The organism is Thalassotalea sp. HSM 43 (genome assembly GCF_004752005.1).
Classification (GTDB): domain Bacteria; phylum Pseudomonadota; class Gammaproteobacteria; order Enterobacterales; family Alteromonadaceae; genus Thalassotalea_A.
The window spans coordinates 2,756,313-2,775,885 of sequence record NZ_CP038493.1 but is presented as its reverse complement, the minus strand read 5'-3'; the positions used below and the strand labels follow the sequence as shown (position 1 = coordinate 2,775,885).

The 19,573-nt window shown below is 43.5% G+C and carries 20 protein-coding genes; 11 read left to right on the top strand and 9 right to left on the bottom strand.

Features of this window, described 5'->3' with window-relative positions:
- Positions 1–108: 108 nt before the first annotated feature.
- The 5 genes from gshB to E2K93_RS11975 form a co-directional block, all read right to left on the bottom strand.
- The gene (gene gshB / locus E2K93_RS11995) at positions 109–1,065 is read right to left on the bottom strand and encodes a glutathione synthase (RefSeq protein ID WP_135439322.1); all 957 of its coding nucleotides are present in this window, start codon (positions 1,063–1,065) and stop codon (positions 109–111) included.
- A gap of 29 nt (positions 1,066–1,094) precedes the next feature.
- Complete coding sequence (gene rsmE / locus E2K93_RS11990) at positions 1,095–1,823, bottom strand: 16S rRNA (uracil(1498)-N(3))-methyltransferase (RefSeq protein ID WP_135439321.1); 729 nt, start codon at positions 1,821–1,823, stop codon at positions 1,095–1,097.
- A 156-nt stretch (positions 1,824–1,979) separates the two neighbouring features.
- Positions 1,980–3,170, bottom strand: a complete 1,191-nt coding sequence (gene metK / locus E2K93_RS11985) for a methionine adenosyltransferase (protein WP_135439320.1) — start codon at positions 3,168–3,170, stop codon at positions 1,980–1,982.
- A gap of 310 nt (positions 3,171–3,480) precedes the next feature.
- On the bottom strand, positions 3,481–4,596 hold the full coding sequence (locus E2K93_RS11980) for a PilT/PilU family type 4a pilus ATPase (RefSeq protein ID WP_135439319.1): 1,116 nt from the start codon (positions 4,594–4,596) through the stop codon (positions 3,481–3,483).
- A 9-nt stretch (positions 4,597–4,605) separates the two neighbouring features.
- A complete protein-coding gene (locus E2K93_RS11975) occupies positions 4,606–5,649 on the bottom strand; it encodes a type IV pilus twitching motility protein PilT (RefSeq protein ID WP_135439318.1) in 1,044 nt (347 codons plus the stop codon).
- A 39-nt stretch (positions 5,650–5,688) separates the two neighbouring features.
- Between E2K93_RS11975 and E2K93_RS11970 the strand changes: the two genes are divergently transcribed.
- From E2K93_RS11970 to hemW, 6 genes are all read left to right on the top strand, one after another.
- A complete protein-coding gene (locus E2K93_RS11970; protein WP_135439317.1) occupies positions 5,689–6,369 on the top strand; it encodes a YggS family pyridoxal phosphate-dependent enzyme in 681 nt (226 codons plus the stop codon).
- A gap of 3 nt (positions 6,370–6,372) precedes the next feature.
- Positions 6,373–7,188 (top strand): pyrroline-5-carboxylate reductase, encoded by an 816-nt coding sequence (gene proC, locus E2K93_RS11965; protein ID WP_135439316.1) that lies wholly within the window; start codon positions 6,373–6,375, stop codon positions 7,186–7,188.
- Between the two features lie 92 nt (positions 7,189–7,280).
- Positions 7,281–7,838 carry a YggT family protein gene (locus E2K93_RS11960; protein WP_135439315.1) on the top strand — a complete coding sequence of 186 codons (558 nt, stop codon included), beginning with the start codon at positions 7,281–7,283 and terminating at the stop codon, positions 7,836–7,838.
- Positions 7,839–7,921: 83 nt separating this feature from the next.
- Positions 7,922–8,365, top strand: a complete 444-nt coding sequence (locus E2K93_RS11955; protein ID WP_135439314.1) for a DUF4426 domain-containing protein — start codon at positions 7,922–7,924, stop codon at positions 8,363–8,365.
- Positions 8,366–8,451: 86 nt separating this feature from the next.
- Positions 8,452–9,042: an XTP/dITP diphosphatase gene (locus E2K93_RS11950; RefSeq protein WP_135439313.1), complete on the top strand. Its 591-nt coding sequence runs from the start codon at positions 8,452–8,454 to the stop codon at positions 9,040–9,042.
- A 9-nt stretch (positions 9,043–9,051) separates the two neighbouring features.
- Positions 9,052–10,197, top strand: a complete 1,146-nt coding sequence (hemW, locus tag E2K93_RS11945; protein WP_135439312.1) for a radical SAM family heme chaperone HemW — start codon at positions 9,052–9,054, stop codon at positions 10,195–10,197.
- Positions 10,198–10,243: 46 nt separating this feature from the next.
- On the opposite strand, the gene E2K93_RS11940 is transcribed toward hemW, so the two are convergent.
- A complete protein-coding gene (locus tag E2K93_RS11940) occupies positions 10,244–10,462 on the bottom strand; it encodes a hypothetical protein (protein WP_135439311.1) in 219 nt (72 codons plus the stop codon).
- 170 nt (positions 10,463–10,632) lie between these two features.
- On the opposite strand from E2K93_RS11940, the gene tadA reads away from it, so the two are divergent.
- Positions 10,633–11,181 (top strand): tRNA adenosine(34) deaminase TadA, encoded by a 549-nt coding sequence (gene tadA, locus E2K93_RS11935; protein WP_135439310.1) that lies wholly within the window; start codon positions 10,633–10,635, stop codon positions 11,179–11,181.
- Here the strand turns inward: tadA and E2K93_RS17855 are convergent.
- Both E2K93_RS17855 and mltF read right to left on the bottom strand, forming a co-directional pair.
- Positions 11,178–11,306 carry a hypothetical protein gene (locus tag E2K93_RS17855; RefSeq protein WP_267128062.1) on the bottom strand — a complete coding sequence of 43 codons (129 nt, stop codon included), beginning with the start codon at positions 11,304–11,306 and terminating at the stop codon, positions 11,178–11,180. The two genes, tadA and E2K93_RS17855, sit on opposite strands and share 4 nt — an antisense overlap.
- A gap of 106 nt (positions 11,307–11,412) precedes the next feature.
- The gene (gene mltF, locus E2K93_RS11930) at positions 11,413–12,813 is read right to left on the bottom strand and encodes a membrane-bound lytic murein transglycosylase MltF (RefSeq protein WP_135439309.1); all 1,401 of its coding nucleotides are present in this window, start codon (positions 12,811–12,813) and stop codon (positions 11,413–11,415) included.
- Positions 12,814–13,048: 235 nt separating this feature from the next.
- Between mltF and purL the strand changes: the two genes are divergently transcribed.
- Entirely contained in the window at positions 13,049–16,969 is a 3,921-nt protein-coding gene (purL, locus tag E2K93_RS11925) for a phosphoribosylformylglycinamidine synthase (RefSeq protein ID WP_135439308.1), read from the top strand.
- Between the two features lie 80 nt (positions 16,970–17,049).
- Here purL and E2K93_RS11920 read toward each other — a convergent pair whose 3' ends face one another.
- Positions 17,050–18,012, bottom strand: a complete 963-nt coding sequence (locus E2K93_RS11920) for an integron integrase (protein ID WP_135439307.1) — start codon at positions 18,010–18,012, stop codon at positions 17,050–17,052.
- Between the two features lie 312 nt (positions 18,013–18,324).
- On the opposite strand from E2K93_RS11920, the gene E2K93_RS11915 reads away from it, so the two are divergent.
- The 3 genes from E2K93_RS11915 (at position 18,325) to E2K93_RS11905 (ending at position 19,479) form a co-directional block, all read left to right on the top strand.
- Positions 18,325–18,612, top strand: a complete 288-nt coding sequence (locus E2K93_RS11915; protein WP_135439306.1) for a hypothetical protein — start codon at positions 18,325–18,327, stop codon at positions 18,610–18,612.
- A 98-nt stretch (positions 18,613–18,710) separates the two neighbouring features.
- Positions 18,711–18,998, top strand: a complete 288-nt coding sequence (locus tag E2K93_RS11910) for a hypothetical protein (protein WP_135439306.1) — start codon at positions 18,711–18,713, stop codon at positions 18,996–18,998.
- Positions 18,999–19,107: 109 nt separating this feature from the next.
- Positions 19,108–19,479: a hypothetical protein gene (locus E2K93_RS11905; protein ID WP_135439305.1), complete on the top strand. Its 372-nt coding sequence runs from the start codon at positions 19,108–19,110 to the stop codon at positions 19,477–19,479.
- The last annotated feature ends 94 nt before the right edge of the window (positions 19,480–19,573 follow it).

Sequence of the window (19,573 nt, the reverse complement as noted above, 5' to 3'; positions counted from 1 at the left end):
TATCGATGACAATTCTCTCTGCCTATTAATAAACATGGCGCTAAAAACAGATTTTTTCAAGCTGCCTGTTTTAAGGCAAAACAGGCAAAAAAACACAAACCCTATACGTTACTTGGCGTTAGCGACTATTTCTTCGATTGCATCAAATAATTTACCGCTAATATTTATTGGATAGGCCTTTTCAATTTCGCGAATACAGGTTGGACTGGTGACATTAATTTCAGTGATTTTATCGCCAATAACATCAAGACCAACAAAATATAAGCCGCGTTTTTTCAATTCTGGGCCTATGGTCTCAGCAATTAATTTATCCGACGCCGATAACGGTCGAGCTTCGCCACGACCACCTGCGGCAAGATTGCCTCGGGTTTCGCCTTGTGCTGGAATACGCGCTAAACAATACGGCATTGGCTCACCATTAACGATAAGAATACGCTTATCACCATCGACAATCTCTGGCATGTATTCTTGCACCATGGCATACATAGAGCCATGCGCGGTTAAGGTTTCGATAATGACCCCGACATTGGCTTCACCGTCTTTCATACGAAAGATTGATGAGCCACCCATGCCATCTAGCGGCTTGATGATCACATCTTTGTGTTGCGCGTGAAAATCGCGAATACGCGTTGCATCGCGAGTGACTAAGGTTTTAGGTGTGAACTCTGCGAACCAAGCGGTAAACAGCTTTTCATTACAGTCACGCAGACTCTGTGGCTTATTAACGATTAATGTGCCTTGCTCTTCTGCTCGCTCAAGCATATATGTTGCGTAAATAAACTCAGTATCAAATGGCGGATCTTTGCGCATTAAAATCGCGTCCATATCGGCCAGAGCAACATCATCTGTCGACTCAATATCATACCAATGCTTGGCGTCATCAAAGACAGTCACTTTGCTAACACTTGCGCGAGCTTCGCCGTGCAACATATACAAATCCTGCATTTGCATGTAGTACAACTCATGGCCGCGACTTTGTGCTTCCAACATCATCGCCAGACTTGAGTCTTTCGCGACATTAATGTTTTCAATCGGGTCCATAACCACGCCAATTTTTAACGTCATAATAATTCCTAACTAGGGTTGGCTTGTATTTATAAATCGCCAAACTTGCATTGTAATGCGGTAATCGCGGTAAGAGCCGCGGTTTCCGTTCTTAATACTCTAGGGCCAAGCAAAACATCGGTGAATCCGGCATGTCCTGCGTCACTGATTTCATCATCTGAAAGACCACCTTCCGGACCGATAAGTAATCTTACCGCATCCGCTTGCATCGGTAGTGTCGAGATAGAGTATTGTGCTTTGGGGTGTAGATTTAGTTTCAATTCATCGGTGTTCTCGCTCAACCATTGCGATAACGGTTGCGCCGGCATCACTTCTGGCACTTGAGCACGACCACTTTGTTCACAAGCACTGATGACAATCTTTTGCCATTGTTGACGCTTTTTCTCAAGGCGTTCGCCACTGAGTTTGACACCACAACGCTCGGTAAACAATGGGGTAATTTGATTGACCCCCAGTTCAACAGACTTCTGTAAGGTAAAGTCCATTCGATCGCCACGAGAAATGCCCTGACCTAAATGAATGCGCAATGGTGACTCATTATCCACGGCAACCGAGTTTTCTATACTGGCAAAGGCCTGCTTTTTACTTACTTGGGTCAGCTTCGCTTGGTAGTCATGACCATCGCCATTAAACAGATAAATAATATCGTCGGTTTTTAAGCGCAGTACCCTGATCACATGGCCAAAAACATCATCGCTAAGGGCGACTTCGCTGCCGGTTGTTAATGCTCCAGGTTGGTAGAATCGATTGTTGCTCACTGAATTGGCACTTATTGCTGCTATCTGCCTTACAAGATAGGGGCGATGGATGCAAAAAACAAGAGATGGCGCGGCAAATATATGAATAGATTAAAGACAAAAAAATAAGCCAGATATGAATCTGGCTTATTTAAAACAATGATATATTTTAACGGCTTACTTTAAGCCGGCAGCATCGCGTAATGCATCTGCCTTATCGGTTTTTTCCCAACTAAAGGCGGTGAAGCTGTCATCACCCACCGTCATTTCAAATGGTTCGCGACCAAAATGGCCATACGCTGCTGTCATTTGATACATCGGATGCAGTAAGTCCAACATTTTGGTAATGCCGTATGGACGCAAGTCAAAATTCTCTCGTACCAATTTAATCAATGTATCTTCATCAACCTTACCGGTGCCGAAGGTTTCAATTGAGATAGAGGTCGGTTCTGCGACACCAATCGCGTAAGACACTTGAATCTCACAACGCTCGGCAAGGCCTGATGCAACAATGTTTTTGGCAACATAGCGACCAGCGTAGGCGGCACTGCGATCAACTTTAGATGGATCTTTACCTGAGAACGCACCACCACCGTGACGAGCCATACCGCCGTATGTATCAACAATGATTTTACGACCGGTTAAACCACAATCACCTACCGGACCACCAATAACAAAACGTCCTGTTGGGTTGATGAAGTATTTGGTTTGCTCGGTTAGTAGCTCAGCTGGTAACACATGCTTAATGATGTTTTCCATTACCGCTTCATACAAATCTTCTTGGCTGATATCAGGGTTATGTTGGGTTGATAATACAACCGCATCAATGGCCACTGGCTTGTTATCTTCATAAACAAACGTTACTTGCGATTTTGCATCTGGGCGCAACCAAGGTAGCACACCAGATTTGCGCATTTCAGCCTGACGTTCTACCAAGCGATGCGAATAATAAAGCGGAGCTGGCATAAGTGATGGCGTTTCGCTGGTTGCATAACCAAACATTAACCCCTGATCACCTGCACCTTGTTCTTCTGGCTTAGCACGATCGACACCTTGCGCAATCTCAGGTGATTGCTGGCCAATCAAGTTCATGATGCCACAGGTTTCACCGTCAAAACCAACATCTGATGAGGTATAACCGATATCGGTAATCACTTTACGGGTGATAGACTCCAAATCAACCCACGCTTCTGTGGTGACTTCGCCAGAAATGATTGCCACACCTGTCTTAACCATGGTCTCACAAGCAACGCGAGCGTGCTTATCCTGGGCGATTATCGCATCAAGTACTGCATCAGAAATCTGATCAGCAATTTTATCAGGGTGACCTTCAGATACAGACTCAGAAGTAAAATAATGTTTAGCCATGACGCCTCTTTTTAAAAACTATACATTCAGCAGGGATAACGTCGTTACGTTTGCCTGCTGACAAATGCCTAAATAATAGACAAGGAATTCGGAATTGAGAGAATTTTACCTTGCTTTCTTTCATAAATCTACACTTTTACGTCTAGACGTCTAAACTTTTTTCTGGAAAAAATTTTCTCTGATTGTTTTTCATTTCAAGGGGTCAGAACACTTGATCTCTTTTTCAAGTGTTCTGACCCCTTGAAAGAAGCAAAAGAGCACCCTAAGGTGCTCTTTTAATTACTATGTTAAGACCAGTATGGATCAGTGTTTATTCAACGCCGTCCAGTGTTGCGCCTTTTAAGCCACCAATACCGGTTTGATCGTTACTGCGAAGTTTGATCATTAAGCGTAGATCGTTTGGTGAATCGGCGTGATGCAATGCATCGGTGTAACTGATATCACCGGATTCATACAAATCAAACAGCGCCTGATCGAAGGTTTGCATGCCCAATTCACGAGACTTCGTCATTACCTCTTTGATCTGACCGACATCGCCTTTTTTGATTAACTCAGCGATATAAGGTGAGTTCAATAGAATTTCGATAGCAGCGCGGCGACCATGACCGTCACGGGTCGGTACCAACTGTTGGGCGACAATGCCGCGTAAGTTCAAGGCTAAATCAAACTGTAATTTTTGATGTTGCTCAGCGGGTACCAAGTGCATAATTCGGTCAATTGCTTGGTTGGCGTTGTTAGCATGCAGTGTAGCAATACATAAATGGCCGGTTTCAGCAAAGCTTAGTGCATGCTCCATGATTTCTTGCGAGCGAATCTCACCAATCAGAATAACATCTGGCGCTTGTCGCAATGAGCTCTTCAAAGCAGCATCAAAGGATTCAGTATCCATGCCGACTTCGCGTTGAGTGATCATTGAACGGGCATGCTCATGAACAAATTCCACCGGATCTTCGATGGTTAATATGTGACCACGCGCATTACGGTTACGATAACCAATTAACGACGCCATTGACGTTGACTTACCCGTACCGGTACCACCGACAAACAATACCAAGCCACGTTTTGACATCACCAAGTCTTTCAATACCTGTGGCAAGCCTAGCTTGTCGACATCCGGTATATCGGTAACGATGCGACGAACAACCATGCCGGGCATTTCGCGTTGCCAAAACGCTGAAATACGAAAACGGCCAATACCATCTACGGCGATAGCGTAGTTACATTCTTTGGTGGCTTCATATTCAGCTTTGTTCTTGTCATTCATCGAGCTTAAGACAAGATCAAGTGCCTCATCATAACTGAGAACCTTTTCATCAATGGCGACTAGCTCGCCATTGATTTTGGCACTGGCAGCTAGATTAACGGTTATAAATAAATCCGATGCATCTTGGCTGACCATATTGCTTAACAGTTCGTGTAAATACATCTCTCAACCTTAGTAAACTTTAAACTGATTCTTATCAGCTGCTTTTGCCATAGCGTCTTCACGGGTGATCAGGCCACGACTTAATAAGCCTTGTAAACATTGATCCATGGTTTGCATACCATGTGACATACCGGTTTGAATTGCCGAGTACATTTGCGCAATCTTATCTTCACGAATCAGGTTACGAATCGCCGGGATACCGACCATGATTTCGTGTGCAGCAACTCGGCCACCACCTACTTTCTTAATCAGTGTTTGCGAAATTACCGCACGCAATGATTCAGACAACATAGAGCGAACCATGTCTTTTTCTTCACCAGGGAATACATCAACAATACGGTCAATGGTTTTTGGTGCCGAGGTGGTATGCAAGGTACCAAATACTAAGTGACCGGTTTCTGCCGCGGTCATCGCAAGACGAATGGTTTCAAGGTCACGCATCTCACCAACCAGAATAACATCGGGATCTTCACGTAGCGCACTACGCAACGCGTTGCTAAAGCTTAACGTATCACGGTGCACTTCACGTTGGTTAATCAGACATTGCTTGTTGTCGTGCACGAATTCGATTGGATCTTCGATGGTTAGAATGTGATCGCGCTTAGATTCGTTGATGTAATCTACCATCGCTGCCAAGGTTGTTGATTTACCCGAACCCGTTGGACCGGTGACCAATACTAAACCACGAGGGTTTTCAGAGATTTGGCGGAAAATATCTGGGCAACCCAACTCATCCAATGATAAAATTTTACTTGGGATGGTACGAAATACAGCAGCAGGGCCTCGGTTCTGATTGAACGCATTTACCCTGAAACGAGCTAGGTTTGGCACTTCAAAGGAGAAATCCACTTCAAGATTTTCTTCGTATTCTTTGCGCTGACGATCGGTCATGATGTCATACACTAGAGCATTTACATCTTTGTCTTCTAGCGGTGGAATGTTAATCTTACGTACATCGCCATCAACACGAATAGCGGGTGGCATACCAGTGGAAAGGTGTAAATCTGATGCGTTGTGTTCAACACTAAACGCTAAAAGTTCGGTAATATCCATAATATTCCTAATTAATTATTGTTATCCAGAATAAAAACTATGAGTCTAATCGCTGATAATCTGCGCAAGGTTTTGACATCTATTGAGCAGTCATGCTGCCAGTCTAACCGCCAGGTTAATTCTGTAAATTTATTGGCAGTAAGTAAAACCAAACCTGCTGAAAACATCGCCGCGGCTTATTCTGCGGGGCAACGCCATTTCGGCGAAAACTACGTTCAGGAGCTTGCGAGTAAAGCCGATGAATTATCCGATTTGGATATCATCTGGCATTTTATCGGTCCTATTCAGAGTAATAAAACTCGTTTGATAGCAGAGCATGCCGATTGGGTGCACTCTATTGACCGAGAAAAAACGGCAAAACGCCTTAACGAACAACGTGATATTAACATTACCCCGCTGCAAGTTTGTTTACAAGTGAATATTAGTGCTGAGGACAGCAAATCGGGTACAAGTGTCGAACAATTAAACGCCCTTGCCGCTTTTGTCGATGGTTGCCCTAATTTGGTATTACGCGGCTTAATGTGCATCCCGGCAAAAGGCGATGTTGAGCAAACCAAACAAAGCTTTTTAAAAATGGCTGAGTTATTTGCGCAATTACAACAAACATATAGCAGTGTCGATACATTATCTATGGGCATGAGCGGTGATATGGATATTGCTGTAGAATGTGGTTCAACTATGGTGCGAGTCGGTACCGCGATATTTGGAAGTAGAGATTAAATAATGAAAAAAGTAGCTTTTATTGGTGCTGGTAACATGAACCGCTGCATATTAATTGGTATGGTTAAAGCGGGGTTTGATGCGGCATTAATCACCGTCACCAACCCAAGTCCAGAAAAGCGTGTTGCCTTGGCAAATGACTATGGTGTCAATCAAAGTGCCGACAATATTGAGGCGGCCAAGCAAGCAGATATCATCATTCTTGGCGTGAAGCCGCATTTGATCAAAACCGTATGCCAACAACTGGCCGATGCGATGGATATCAGCGACAAATGTTTTGTTTCTGTTGCCGCTGGAGTGTCTATGGCGCAAATGCGCAGTGTACTTGGTGAGCAAGCAGGTCTTGTGCGTTGCATGCCAAACACACCGTCGCAACTTGGTGTCGGTATGGCAGGCTTATTCGCTGACGACAGCGTAAGTGATGAGACCAAAGCGTTTATCGATGCCATGTTTGTCGCGGTAGGTAAGACATTATGGCTTGCCAATGAAGCAGAGATTGATAATCTGATCACGGTATCGGGATCAGGTCCAGCTTACTTTTTTGCCTTTATGGAAGCCATGCAAAAACAAGCGATGGCGTTTGGTTTTGATCAACAAACTGCACGTGAGATGGTACAACAAACCGCATTAGGTGCGGCTCAAATGGTCATCGAAAACCCTGAATCTATCGCCACCTTGCGCGAAAATGTCACCTCCAAAGGCGGCACCACGCAAGCAGCGCTAAACACATTTTTTGACGGTGGTTTAACAGATTTAGTCGCTAAGGCGATGATTAACTGTAAAAAACGTGCTGAAGAAATGACAGAAAGTAACAACTAATTTTGCCGCCATGGTATAAGATTAAAAATAAGCTTTTTAACAATAGCTTTTAACAAAAACTAAAAAACAATGCATTTGCGCATGGAGTAATAATGGAAGCATTGCTGATTTTACTGAACTTTTTATTTGACGCTTTTTTTATGGTGTTAATTTTACGAGTTTGGTTGCAAGCGGTTCGCGCTGATTTTTATAACCCGTTAAGTCAATTTGTGGTCAAGGTAAGTAACCCGGTGGTGGTGCCTTTTAGGCGCTTTATTCCAGGCTTTGCCGGTGTTGATGTGGCCACCATTCTCGTCGCCTATATAGTCGGTACGTTAAAACTGTATACCATGTCTAGCTTACAAGGCGGCATTATTGAATTCGGCTTATTGTTGTATCTTGGCTTATTGTACCTGATCAAAGAAAGCGGCTACTTGCTGTTTATGGTGATGTTGATCATGGCGCTGATGAGCTGGGTCGTACAAAATCCAACGCCAATTCGTTTAGTGTTTCACCAACTGACCGAACCATTTTTACGTCCTATTCGACGTATATTGCCTGATCTAGGTGGTATTGATTTGTCTGTCGTCATTGCGTTTTTGGCGCTGAGCATGCTTAATGCGTTTTTAAATACCACAGTGCCTTATTGGTCTGTGTTACGCATGTTCTAACGCGCAAGCAATCATCGTTACCGACAACAAACGTCTATACTTAGTATCACTTGTACATCAATGTACAAAATAGAGAGGCAATTATGCTTAAACGAATAACCCAAGTTGTTGCAACAGTTCTGTGTTTTTGTTTAATGAGCGTTGCTGTCCACGCCGAACAAATGAAGAAGCTTGGTGATTTAGAAGTACACTATATTGGCTTATCAACGTCAATTTTACAGCCTGAAATCGCCAAGAGTTATGGTATTGAACGCAGCCGTTACAAAGGTTTTGTCAATATTTCTGTGCTCGATGGCAGTGCCGACGGTAAGCCGGCAAAAGCGGTTGGTATTTCCGGTAAAGCAATCAACTTAGTTGGCCAGTCAATGAACCTTGAATTTCAGCAAATTAAAGAAGGTGATGCAATTTATTATATTGCTATCGTTGATTACCCCAATGACGAAACCTATAAGTTCGACATTTTAATTAATGACAATGGTCAGCAACACACCTTAAAATTCACTCAAAAGTTTTATGTAGAACAGTAGAGTTTGAATTCTATAACTAGGTATCAAAAGTGCGCTTAGTCGCACTTTTTCATTTAATTAACCCAAAAGATTATTGATAAATCCCTATGCAAAAAATCGTTTTAGCTACCGGTAATAAAGGTAAAGTAAAAGAGTTGGCCGAGTTATTAGCCAAACAACATATCGAGGTATTACCACAAAGTGATTTTAACGTCGCTGATGTTGCTGAAACCGGCACCACGTTTGTTGAAAACGCCATCATTAAAGCACGTCATGCGGCGAAAATAACTGGCCTGCCGGCAATCGCTGACGACTCAGGTTTAGAAGTCGACTATTTACAGGGCGCACCTGGCATCTACTCTGCCCGCTATGCTGGCGAAGGCGCTAATGACCAAGACAACAATGCCAAGTTGCTGCAGGCATTACATGGCGTGCCTAGCGAACAAAGAACAGCACGTTTTCAATGCGTTTTGGTGTTTATGCGCCATGGCGATGATCCGACACCAATAATTTGCCAAGGCACTTGGGAAGGTGAAATCACCAGCGAAGCACACGGCGAGCAAGGTTTTGGTTACGACCCACTATTTTGGGTTGCGCAACACCAACAAACATCAGCGCAATTGCCGCGCGAGATAAAGAATACGTTAAGCCACCGCGGTAAAGCGTTACAACAATTGGTCAAAGCCTTACAGGCGTAGAGAAAACTCGTGTTAAAAACGCCCCCATTATCCTTATATGTGCATATCCCATGGTGTGTGCAAAAGTGCCCTTATTGTGACTTTAATTCGCACGCGCTAAAGGCTGACATAGATGAAGTTGCTTATGTGCAACATTTGTTGGCCGACTTAGATAGCGATATGCAACGCTTTGCTATTGATCGCCCGCTGTATTCGATTTTCATTGGTGGTGGCACACCAAGCTTGTTCTCAAGTGAGGCCATTGACAGCTTATTGCGCGGCATAAAACAGCGCTTTCGCCACAGTGAGGATATGGAAGTTACCATGGAGGCGAATCCAGGTACCGTTGAAGCGAAAAAATTTGCGGGCTTTGCCGAAGCAGGCATAAATCGTTTGTCGATTGGCGTGCAAAGTTTTGCCTCAGATAAATTGCTAAAGCTTGGCCGTATTCATGACAGCCAACAAGCTATCCGTGCCGCCGAAATTGCCAAGCAATGCGGTATCAACAGCTTTAATCTGGACTTAATGCACGGTTTAGAACAACAAAATGTCGCCGGCGCGCTCGATGATTTAAAACAAGCCATCGCCTTGTCACCGGATCATTTATCTTGGTATCAATTAACCATTGAGCCTAATACGTCGTTCTATTCAAAACCACCCACCTTGCCTGAAGATGACGTGCTTTGGGATATACAAGAGCAAGGTTTTGCCTTGTTGCAAGCGGCGGGCTATCAGCAATATGAAGTATCAGCCTTTGCCAAACATGAGCAAGTTCGCTGTCGTCACAACCTAAATTATTGGCAAAATGGTGATTACCTTGGTATCGGCTGTGGTGCGCACGGCAAAATAACCCATGGTGAAAGCGACCGTATTACTCGCACCGTTAAAGTCAAACACCCGAAAGGATACATGCAAGAGGGACGCGACTATCTTGACCAGATACATGACGTTGCGCAAAGTGAGCGGTCGTTTGAATATATGATGAATCGCTTACGCTTATTTAGTGCCTTTAGCCAAGCTGACATTGAAGCAGCCACTGGCCTGCCCATCTCTCATATTGATGGTGCACTAGCAACTGCCGTTAACAAGCGGCTATTGCAGCAACAGGATGATGGCTGGCAAATAACCGACTTAGGTCGACGTTACCTCAATGACTTGTTGACCCTATTTTTATAGGGTCACAGCGTACGTTTGAAGACAATAAAACGCCTATAGAGACAGGCTATAGGTCGTCTATTTCTTGCTTTAAGTCATAGCCTTTGTCGGTAACAATTTTTTCCAGTACCACCAATCTCTCTTTAATATTGGTCAGCTCACTTTCTAAGTCACCGGTCACTTTTTCATGTTTAATGCGTTCTTGCTGAAACTTTTGACGTTGTTTTAAATACTCAAAAATGCCATAGACCACAGTTATAACAATAATAAATTCAAATACCCGCACTGTTTACTTCCTCTCACGCTTAGCTATCATTAACTTTTTATATCACCTAATCTAAATTAAGCAAGTTACAGACCATATAATAAAGGCAATGATTTTCAATAACTTGTATAATTGCACTTAATAAGCACTGACCGTTTTTGACGATTTATTAGTAAAATCCACAATTTTTTATGAGCCAAGATAAGCAATCACAAGCCGAATTAGATCAATTCTACATGCAATACGCTTTGCAGTTAGCCGATAAGGCCGAGCAGCAAGGTGAGATCCCTGTTGGTGCAGTAATTGTGCGTGATCGACAAATCATTGGCGAAGGTTGGAATCAATCGATTCAGCTCAATGACCCGTCAGCGCATGCTGAAATGCAGGCGGTGCGTCAAGCCGGGGCAAATATTGCTAACTATCGTATGTTAGATACGACCTTGTATGTGACGTTAGAGCCTTGCCCTATGTGCGCGGGCTTGCTCGTTCACAGTCGGGTAAACAGAGTGGTATTTGGTGCGAATGATTTAAAAACAGGGGCTTGTGGTAGCTTATTTAATTTGGCTCAGGATGAACGCCTAAACCACCAACTAGAGGTAGTTTCTGGGGTACTTGAAGAGCCATGTGCGAGCAAGCTGTCGAATTTTTTTAGACGACGTCGTGCCGAAAAAAAAGCCTTGAAGAAAGCCTTAAAAGAAGCTCAGCAACACGCTTTACAGAATGACGATAACGACGGTTAATCGTCTTTGTTAGATAACACCACGCGATAGTATACGCGATAACGACCGTTTACCTTGCGCTGATTGACACGCATCATACGGCGACGTTGATTGTTTTTACAGGTTCTAGCTCTCATTTTTGCCATTGATTAATACAGTTTGCCATAGCTTAAAGTGTGTTTATGACACTTTAATGACACTGTCCTCGTTATTATTATTATTATTATCAATACAGCAACACCGGCTAAGAGCTTACTCTGCGCTGGCGTTAACAATCACTTTTTTTTCGTCCATAAACACCAGGGTATCAAAATAAGCGCGAATATTTTCGACGTAGCGAACCGGCTCATCGCCTCTGGCATATCCATATTTAGTATTTTTATAATACTTCTGTTGTTTTAGCAACGGCAGGCGCTGTTTGACATCAACCCAGCGATCCGGATCGCCGCCTTGTTTTTGGGTCAATACCCGCGCATCTTCCATATGGCCCCAACCGATATTGTATGCGGCTAACGCAAACCAACGACGATCAGGGTTAGGAATACGCGCAGGAATACGCTCAATTAACTGATTTAAATACTTGGCACCACCACGAATGCTTTGCTCAGCATCAAGACGGCTTTCAATACCCATTTGTTTGGCGGTAGGCAAAGTCAGCATCATCATACCTCGCACACCGGTATATGAGCGTGCATGAGGTTCCCAATGTGATTCTTGGTAGCTTACTGCGGCAAGAAAACGCCAATCTAATGTTTTGCCATAGCGTTGGAATAAGTGTTGATATTTAGGCAGCTTTTCGTCGATGGCCTGAATAAAGGTACGCGTATTTACATAATTGAACTCTTGGATATGACCATAGTATTTGTCATCAAGGGTTAATATGGTGCCGTCGGTGTGAGTATCACCAAAAAACTCAACCAAAGACGCTAACAATGAATCATGACTTTGTTTGCTGACCATCCACGCAATTGGCTGTGGCTCTTCGACGGTAAAGGCCACCGAAATATCAGGGTAGTAACGACGATTCAACGCCAAGGTATTACTGTCGGCAATGGTAAAATCGAGGCGACCTTCAACCACTTGTAACAGCAATTCATCGGCATCCATTTCTTCGGTTACCGTCCACGTTAAATCGGCATGTTGTTGCTTTAAGCGGATTAAGTTTTCTTCATGGCTGGAATTTTTAATGACTTGCAGACTGCCTTGCACATCTTCTATTTTGCGAGGCCATTCACGGCCCTGTTTGAACACCATTTTTTGGCTGATATTTTTGTAGCTTGGTGCAAAACGGTATTTTTGTAAGCGCTCTTGAGTGACCGATAAGCCAGCGGCAAGAAAGTCCACTTCACCGGATTCAAGTTTGAGAAATAATTCATCTAAAGAATAGGTTGGCACGATATGAAGTGATACGCCGATGCTGTCGGCATACGCCTTGGCCAGCTCGTATTCAAAGCCTTTTGCGCCTTCGGCACCAAGGTAATAACTGTTCGGGCCAAACAGGGTACCAACATTGACCTGTTCACGTTCGATTACTTGCTGCAAGCTTACCTGTTGTTGATCTTGTTGGCAGCCGGATATAAGGCTCAACATGACAATAAAAAACAGGCGCGACAATGTAAATAAGTTCTGAATTTTGTTAATTATTCTTATCATAACGATTTCATTGTGAATGCATTTATACAAATTTTACAGCTTTTTTTTTCAATAAGTATGTAATCCATCTGTTTTGCTCTTACTAAATGGCGCGTTTTCTTTTATAATGCGCGCGAAAAAACAGCACCTTTACAAGAATATTTCGCCTTTAGCATGATAAGTATTTATTCCATTGCGATTTACCGAAAATTGCAATCGAATTGGTATTTAATTAATAACTATGGTGAGACAAACTATGGAAATCTTACGTGGCGCTCCTGCGCTTTCCGATTTCAGAATTAATAAGCTGTTAACACAGTGCGCCCAGCTGGATCTGCCGGTAACTGAGATCTACGCCGAATTCATGCACTTTAGTCATCAGTCTGCGGCATTGTCTGCGGATGAGCTGAGCAAATTGGAAAAGCTGCTGACCTACGGTCCAAGCATTGAAGAGCACACTCCTGCTGGCACATTTTTGCTAGTAACTCCACGTCCAGGCACTATCTCACCTTGGTCATCTAAAGCGACTGACATCGCTCACAACTGTGGCCTAGATAAAATCATTCGCCTTGAACGCGGTTTAGCATTCTACGTGCAATCATCAGCTGAATTAAGCGAACAGCAAAGTGCTCAACTTGCTGCATTGATTCACGACCGCATGATGGAAACCATCTTCACCGACACCAACGACGTTGACGTGTTATTTGCAACAGCAGAACCTGGTGAATTGAAGTCAGTTGATATTTTAGCCGGTGGCCGAGACGCCCTAGTTAAAGCAAACCTTGATTTGGGTCTGGCGCTTGCTGAAGATGAAATTGACTACTTAGTCGAGAATTTCAACGCCCTTGGCCGCAACCCACACGACATTGAGTTATACATGTTTGCTCAAGCAAACTCAGAACATTGTCGTCACAAAATTTTTAACGCCGATTGGACAATCGATGGTCAGACGCAGCCGAAGTCGCTGTTCAAAATGATCAAAAACACCTACGAAACCAATCCCGACAATGTATTAAGCGCTTACAAAGATAACGCCGCGGTTATGGTGGGTTCTGAAGCCGGTCGTTTCTTCCCAGATCCTGACAGCAAAGAATACGCTTACAATGTTGAAGACATCAACATTTTGATGAAAGTTGAAACCCATAACCACCCTACTGCTATTTCACCATTCCCAGGTGCTGCAACAGGTTCAGGTGGTGAGATTCGTGATGAAGGCGCAACCGGTATTGGTTCAAAACCAAAAGCAGGTTTGGTTGGTTTTTCGGTATCAAACTTACGCATCCCAGGTTTTGAACAACCTTGGGAAACGGATTTTGGTAAGCCAAGTCGCATCGTAACCGCCTTAGATATTATGATGGAAGGCCCACTTGGTGGTGCAGCCTTTAACAACGAGTTTGGTCGTCCAAACATTCTTGGTTACTTCCGTACTTACGAAGAGCAAGTTAACTCGTTTAACGGTGAAGAAGTTCGTGGTTACCACAAGCCAATTATGATTGCAGGTGGTTTAGGTAATATCCGCGGCGAGCACGTTGAAAAAGGTGAAATCGTTGTTGGTGCAGCACTAATCGCCCTTGGTGGTCCAGCAATGAACATCGGTTTAGGTGGCGGTGCAGCATCATCAATGGCATCAGGCCAATCTGATGAAGACCTAGATTTTGCTTCAGTACAACGTGACAACCCAGAAATGGAACGTCGTTGTCAGGAAGTTATCGATCGCTGTTGGCAGATGGGTGATGACAACCCGATTCTATTTATCCACGATGTTGGCGCAGGTGGTTTGTCTAACGCATTCCCTGAGTTGGTATCTGATGGTGGCCGTGGTGGTAACTTTGAACTGCGCAACGTACCAAACGATGAACGCAGCATGTCACCATTGGAAATTTGGTGTAATGAATCACAAGAACGTTACGTATTAGCGGTAGCACCAGAGCGTGTTGACGAATTCCGCGCATTGTGTGAGCGTGAGCGCGCACCATTTGCAGTCGTTGGTTACGCCACCGAAGAAGAACACTTAACACTAACCGACAGCCATTTTGCTGACAACGAAGCGTTAGCTAAGCCTATCGACCTGCCGTTAGACGTATTACTAGGTAAAGCACCTAAGATGCACCGAGACGTAGCGTCGAAAACAGAAACAGGTAAAGCGCTTGATCTTAGCAACGTTGATTTAGCCGATGCAGCCGATCGTCTATTGCGTCTACCTACTATCGCAGAGAAAACCTTCTTAATCACCATTGGTGACCGCACGGTTACCGGTATGGTTGCTCGTGATCAAATGGTTGGTCCATGGCAGGTACCTGTAGCAGATTGTGCTGTTACCGCAGCGGCTTTAGACAGCTACCACGGTGAAGCGATGTCTATGGGTGAGCGTACACCGGTTGCGTTACTTAACTATGGCGCGTCAGCTCGTCTTGCCGTAGCTGAATCACTAACCAATATTGCCAGCGCCGACATCGGTGACTTAAACAACATTAAGTTGTCTGCAAACTGGATGGCCGCAGCCGGTCACCCAGGTGAAGATGCAGGTCTATACGAAGCGGTTAAAGCCGTTGGTGAAGAGTTATGTCCAACCCTAGGTTTGACCATCCCTGTTGGTAAAGACTCTATGAGTATGAAAACCAAGTGGGAAGAAAACGGTGAAGAGAAAGCGGTAACCGCACCTCTATCATTGGTTATCACCGCTTTTGGTCGTGTTGAAGACATTCGCAAAACAGTTACTCCAGAGCTACGCACTGATAAAGGCGATAGCCGCATTGTTGCCATCGATTTATCAAAAGGTAAGAACCGTTTAGGTGGTTCTTGTATCGCTCAGGTATACAAGCAATTGGGTACTGACACCCCAGACGTTGATAGTGCAGAAGATCTGAAAAACTTCTTCAACTTGATGCAACACTTGGTTCGTGATGAGAAGCTACTTGCTTACCATGACCGTTCAGACGGTGGTTTATTCACAGCGGTTGCTGAAATGGCGTTTGCCGGTCACACCGGTGTAGATATTGACATCAGCAAACTTGCTGGCGACAACCTAAGTGCACTATTTAGTGAAGAGCTTGGTGCGGTTGTGCAAATCCGTGAAGACGACGTTGACGCCGTTCACGCGATTATCGAACAATACGGCTTGATGGAATGTTTCACTGATATTGGTCGCATCAATAACGAAGACATGATCCGCTTTAGCCGCGACGGTGAAGAAATTTTGGCAAATAGCCGAACTTACTACCGTACTGTTTGGGCAGAGACGACCTTCAAAATGCAATCTATGCGTGATAACCCAGAGTGTGCAGAACAAGAACACACCTTGAAGTTTGATACTGAAGATCCAGGTCTAAATGCAGAACTTACCTTCGACATTAACGAAGATATCGTTGCCGACCTAATCGCCAAAGACGCCGACGCCGAGACCAACCCTAAAGTGGCTATCTTGCGTGAGCAAGGTGTTAACTCACACGTTGAAATGGCCGCCGCATTTGACCGTGCTGGTTTTATCACCGTTGATGTGCACATGTCTGATATTCTTGGCGAACGTGTTGATTTAGCCGATTTTAACGGCTTAGTAGCATGTGGTGGTTTCAGTTACGGTGACGTATTGGGTGCTGGTGAAGGTTGGGCAAAATCAATCTTGTTCAATGACAAAGCGCGTGAGATGTTCAAGACCTTCTTCCACCGCGAAGACACTTTCTCATTAGGTGTTTGTAACGGTTGTCAGATGCTGTCTAACTTGAAAGAAATCATCCCTGGTACTAAGAACTGGCCACACTTTGTGCAAAACCGCTCAGAACGTTTTGAAGCACGTTTCTCATTGGTTGAAATCCAAGAGTCACCGTCTATCTTCTTCAAAGGTATGGAAGGCAGCCGCATGCCAATCGCTGTTTCACACGGTGAAGGTCGCGCAGAATTCAAATCAGAAGAAGCCATTGGCGCAGCCAATGATTCTGGTACCGTATCGATGCGTTACGTAGACAACTACGGTCAAGTGACTGAGACATACCCGTCGAACCCGAACGGTTCACCAGATGGTATTACCTCACTAACCACAACTGACGGTCGCGTTACTATCATGATGCCTCACCCTGAGCGTGTATTTAGAACCGTTGCTAACTCATGGCACCCTGATGAATGGTTAGAAGATTCACCATGGGTACGTATGTTCCGCAACGCCCGTAAGTTTATTGGTTAAGCCATAAACACACTACTCATAAAAAAGCGCCGCAAGGCGCTTTTTTCTTTTTCGACAACCAAATAACGACTTAATACTTACTAAGCGCTATCAATTGGGCTGCGTATTCCTGATGAATGCTGACCTATAACATGCGTATATATTTGTGTGGTTTTCAAATCGGAATGACCGAGTAATTCTTGTACCGTGCGAATATCGGTGCCATTTAAGAGTAATTGAGTGGCAAAACTGTGTCGAAAGGTATGGGCAGTAACATGCTTGTGTACATCCGCTTCACGCACAGCAGCACGAAGTACTTTGGACAAAGCTGTCCAGTGCAAATGATGACGACAAAAATAACCATCGGTCGGATGCTTACAACGAACCGAGGCCGGAAACAGGTATTGCCATTTTAAATCAGTGATTACATACGGATACTTTCTTGCCAGCCCTATTGGTAAACTGGTTTTGCCCTCGCCTTCAGCAAGATCTTTAGCATGTACTTTTTTCACTTTCTCGATTTGGAGTTTTACATCATCAATTAGTGAGCTAGGTAGCACCGTTACCCTATCCTTGCGACCTTTACCGCGAAAAACATAAATAGACTGCGCAGAAAAATCGATATCTTTGATTCGCAAGCGTAGTAATTCAGCTTTGCGCATTCCTGAACCAAACAATAGGCTAAACATTAAGGTATAAGGAAATTTCATCTTGCTTATAATTCTTTTTGCTTCTTCTTTCGATAAGACCGTTGGCACGCGCTTAGGTGGCTTCGCTCTAACGGTTTCATCGAGTAACGTCAACTCGCGATTAAAGACATGCTTGTACATAAACACAATCGCACACAAAGCCAAGTTTTGCGTAGAAGATGTCACCCTGCGATTGACAGCCAAATAGGTTAAAAAGGCACTGACCTCTTGCTCCCCCATATCTTTAGGGTGACGCTTATTGTTAAACAAGATAAAACGCTTAATCCAGACTAAATAAGCCTTTTCAGTTTGAATACTGTAGTGCTTAGTTCTTAAAATTTGTCGAATTGATTCAAGAAATGGTGATTTGCTCACACACCCTCCAACTGTATAAATAAACAGTATAGGTAATATTTAGCTAGAACCACAAATAAGACGTTACTGAGCCGGCTCAGTAAATTATCTATCCAACCCAAACAAGCAGATAAGCATTTGAAAATATGTAAAATTATTAAAACTTAAAGAAAGGACATTACTGAGCCGGCTCAGTAAATTCTCAAAAAATAAAAAAAGGAACCTAAAACCTCTTTTTAAGCTATTGAATTTATGTGATATTAACGCTTTATATTAAAACAATTATGAACCGGACATTATAGAGCCGGCTACATAATATACTGTTATATGCACATGGAAAGTATGCTCGAATCTATTAAATCACTAGCCACAGAAATTGCTTTAGACTTGCGAACGCATGATCTATTAGAACAAGCTTTAATGCTTGAGTCTCAAATAGATTTGCTTGACCAAGCTGACAATCAAATTAATGCTTTAAATGAGATCGAAGGCTTGTGTCATGTGAAAGCTTTTGGGGATCTTTATCTAGAGTCTTTTGAAGGCTGGGATTGGCCAAGTAAAGTTTGTAAATTAGGTCAGGCTTGTAAAAAGCACCGATTAAAAATTGAAAAGTGCATATAACAAGCTGTTAAACAAGGACAAAATACAGTTGGCTTTTGCTCCTTGGTCGCTTATTTTAGCCAACTATATTTTGCCTGTTAACAGGGCGTTATATGCACATGGAAAGTATGCTCGAATCTATTAAATCACTAGCCACAGAAATTGCTTTAGACTTGCGAACGCATGATCTATTAGAACAAGCTTTAATGCTTGAGTCTCAAATAGATTTGCTTGACCAAGCTGACAATCAAATTAATGCTTTAAATGAGATCGAAGGCTTGTGTCATGTGAAAGCTTTTGGGGATCTTTATCTAGAGTCTTTTGAAGGCTGGGATTGGCCAAGTAAAGTTTGTAAATTAGGTCAGGCTTGTAAAAAGCACCGATTAAAAATTGAAAAGTGCATATAACAAGCTGTTAAACAAGGACAAAATACAGTTGGCTTTTGCTCCTTGGTCGCTTATTTTAGCCAACTATATTTTGCCTGTTAACAGGGCGTTATATTTCTAGGGGAGTTTGGTGAAAATAGTTGTAGCAAGGTTAAACAAAGAGCCTTACCACTCTCTAACAGCTAAGGACGTTAAAAAAATCTTTGCCCTAGTGCCCAAAGAGTGGAAAAATCAAATAAATCAAGTTGTTCTCGGAGCAGAATTATTTTCAAATTCACGTTTTGATCGCCCCGTTATTCATAGTTCTATCAGTGCTCGACTAAATGTATTGTCTAGAGGCTTACCAAAAGAACGAATGGTGAAAGAGGTTTTACGAGAACTAGCATTAAATGGTGGCGTAGCAGAGTCTCGTTTTGTAAATCATGTACCTAAAGCTGAATTGGTTAAACTTGATAGAACAATAGGTTCATACATCACACGATTTTTTGAAAACGAAATATAACAAGCCAATTAAGGCGGGACTGCTAAAGCTTGGCTTGGTTCCGCTGCGCTACACAGCATAGCCAAGCATTATCAGCCCCTTATTGGGGCGTTAT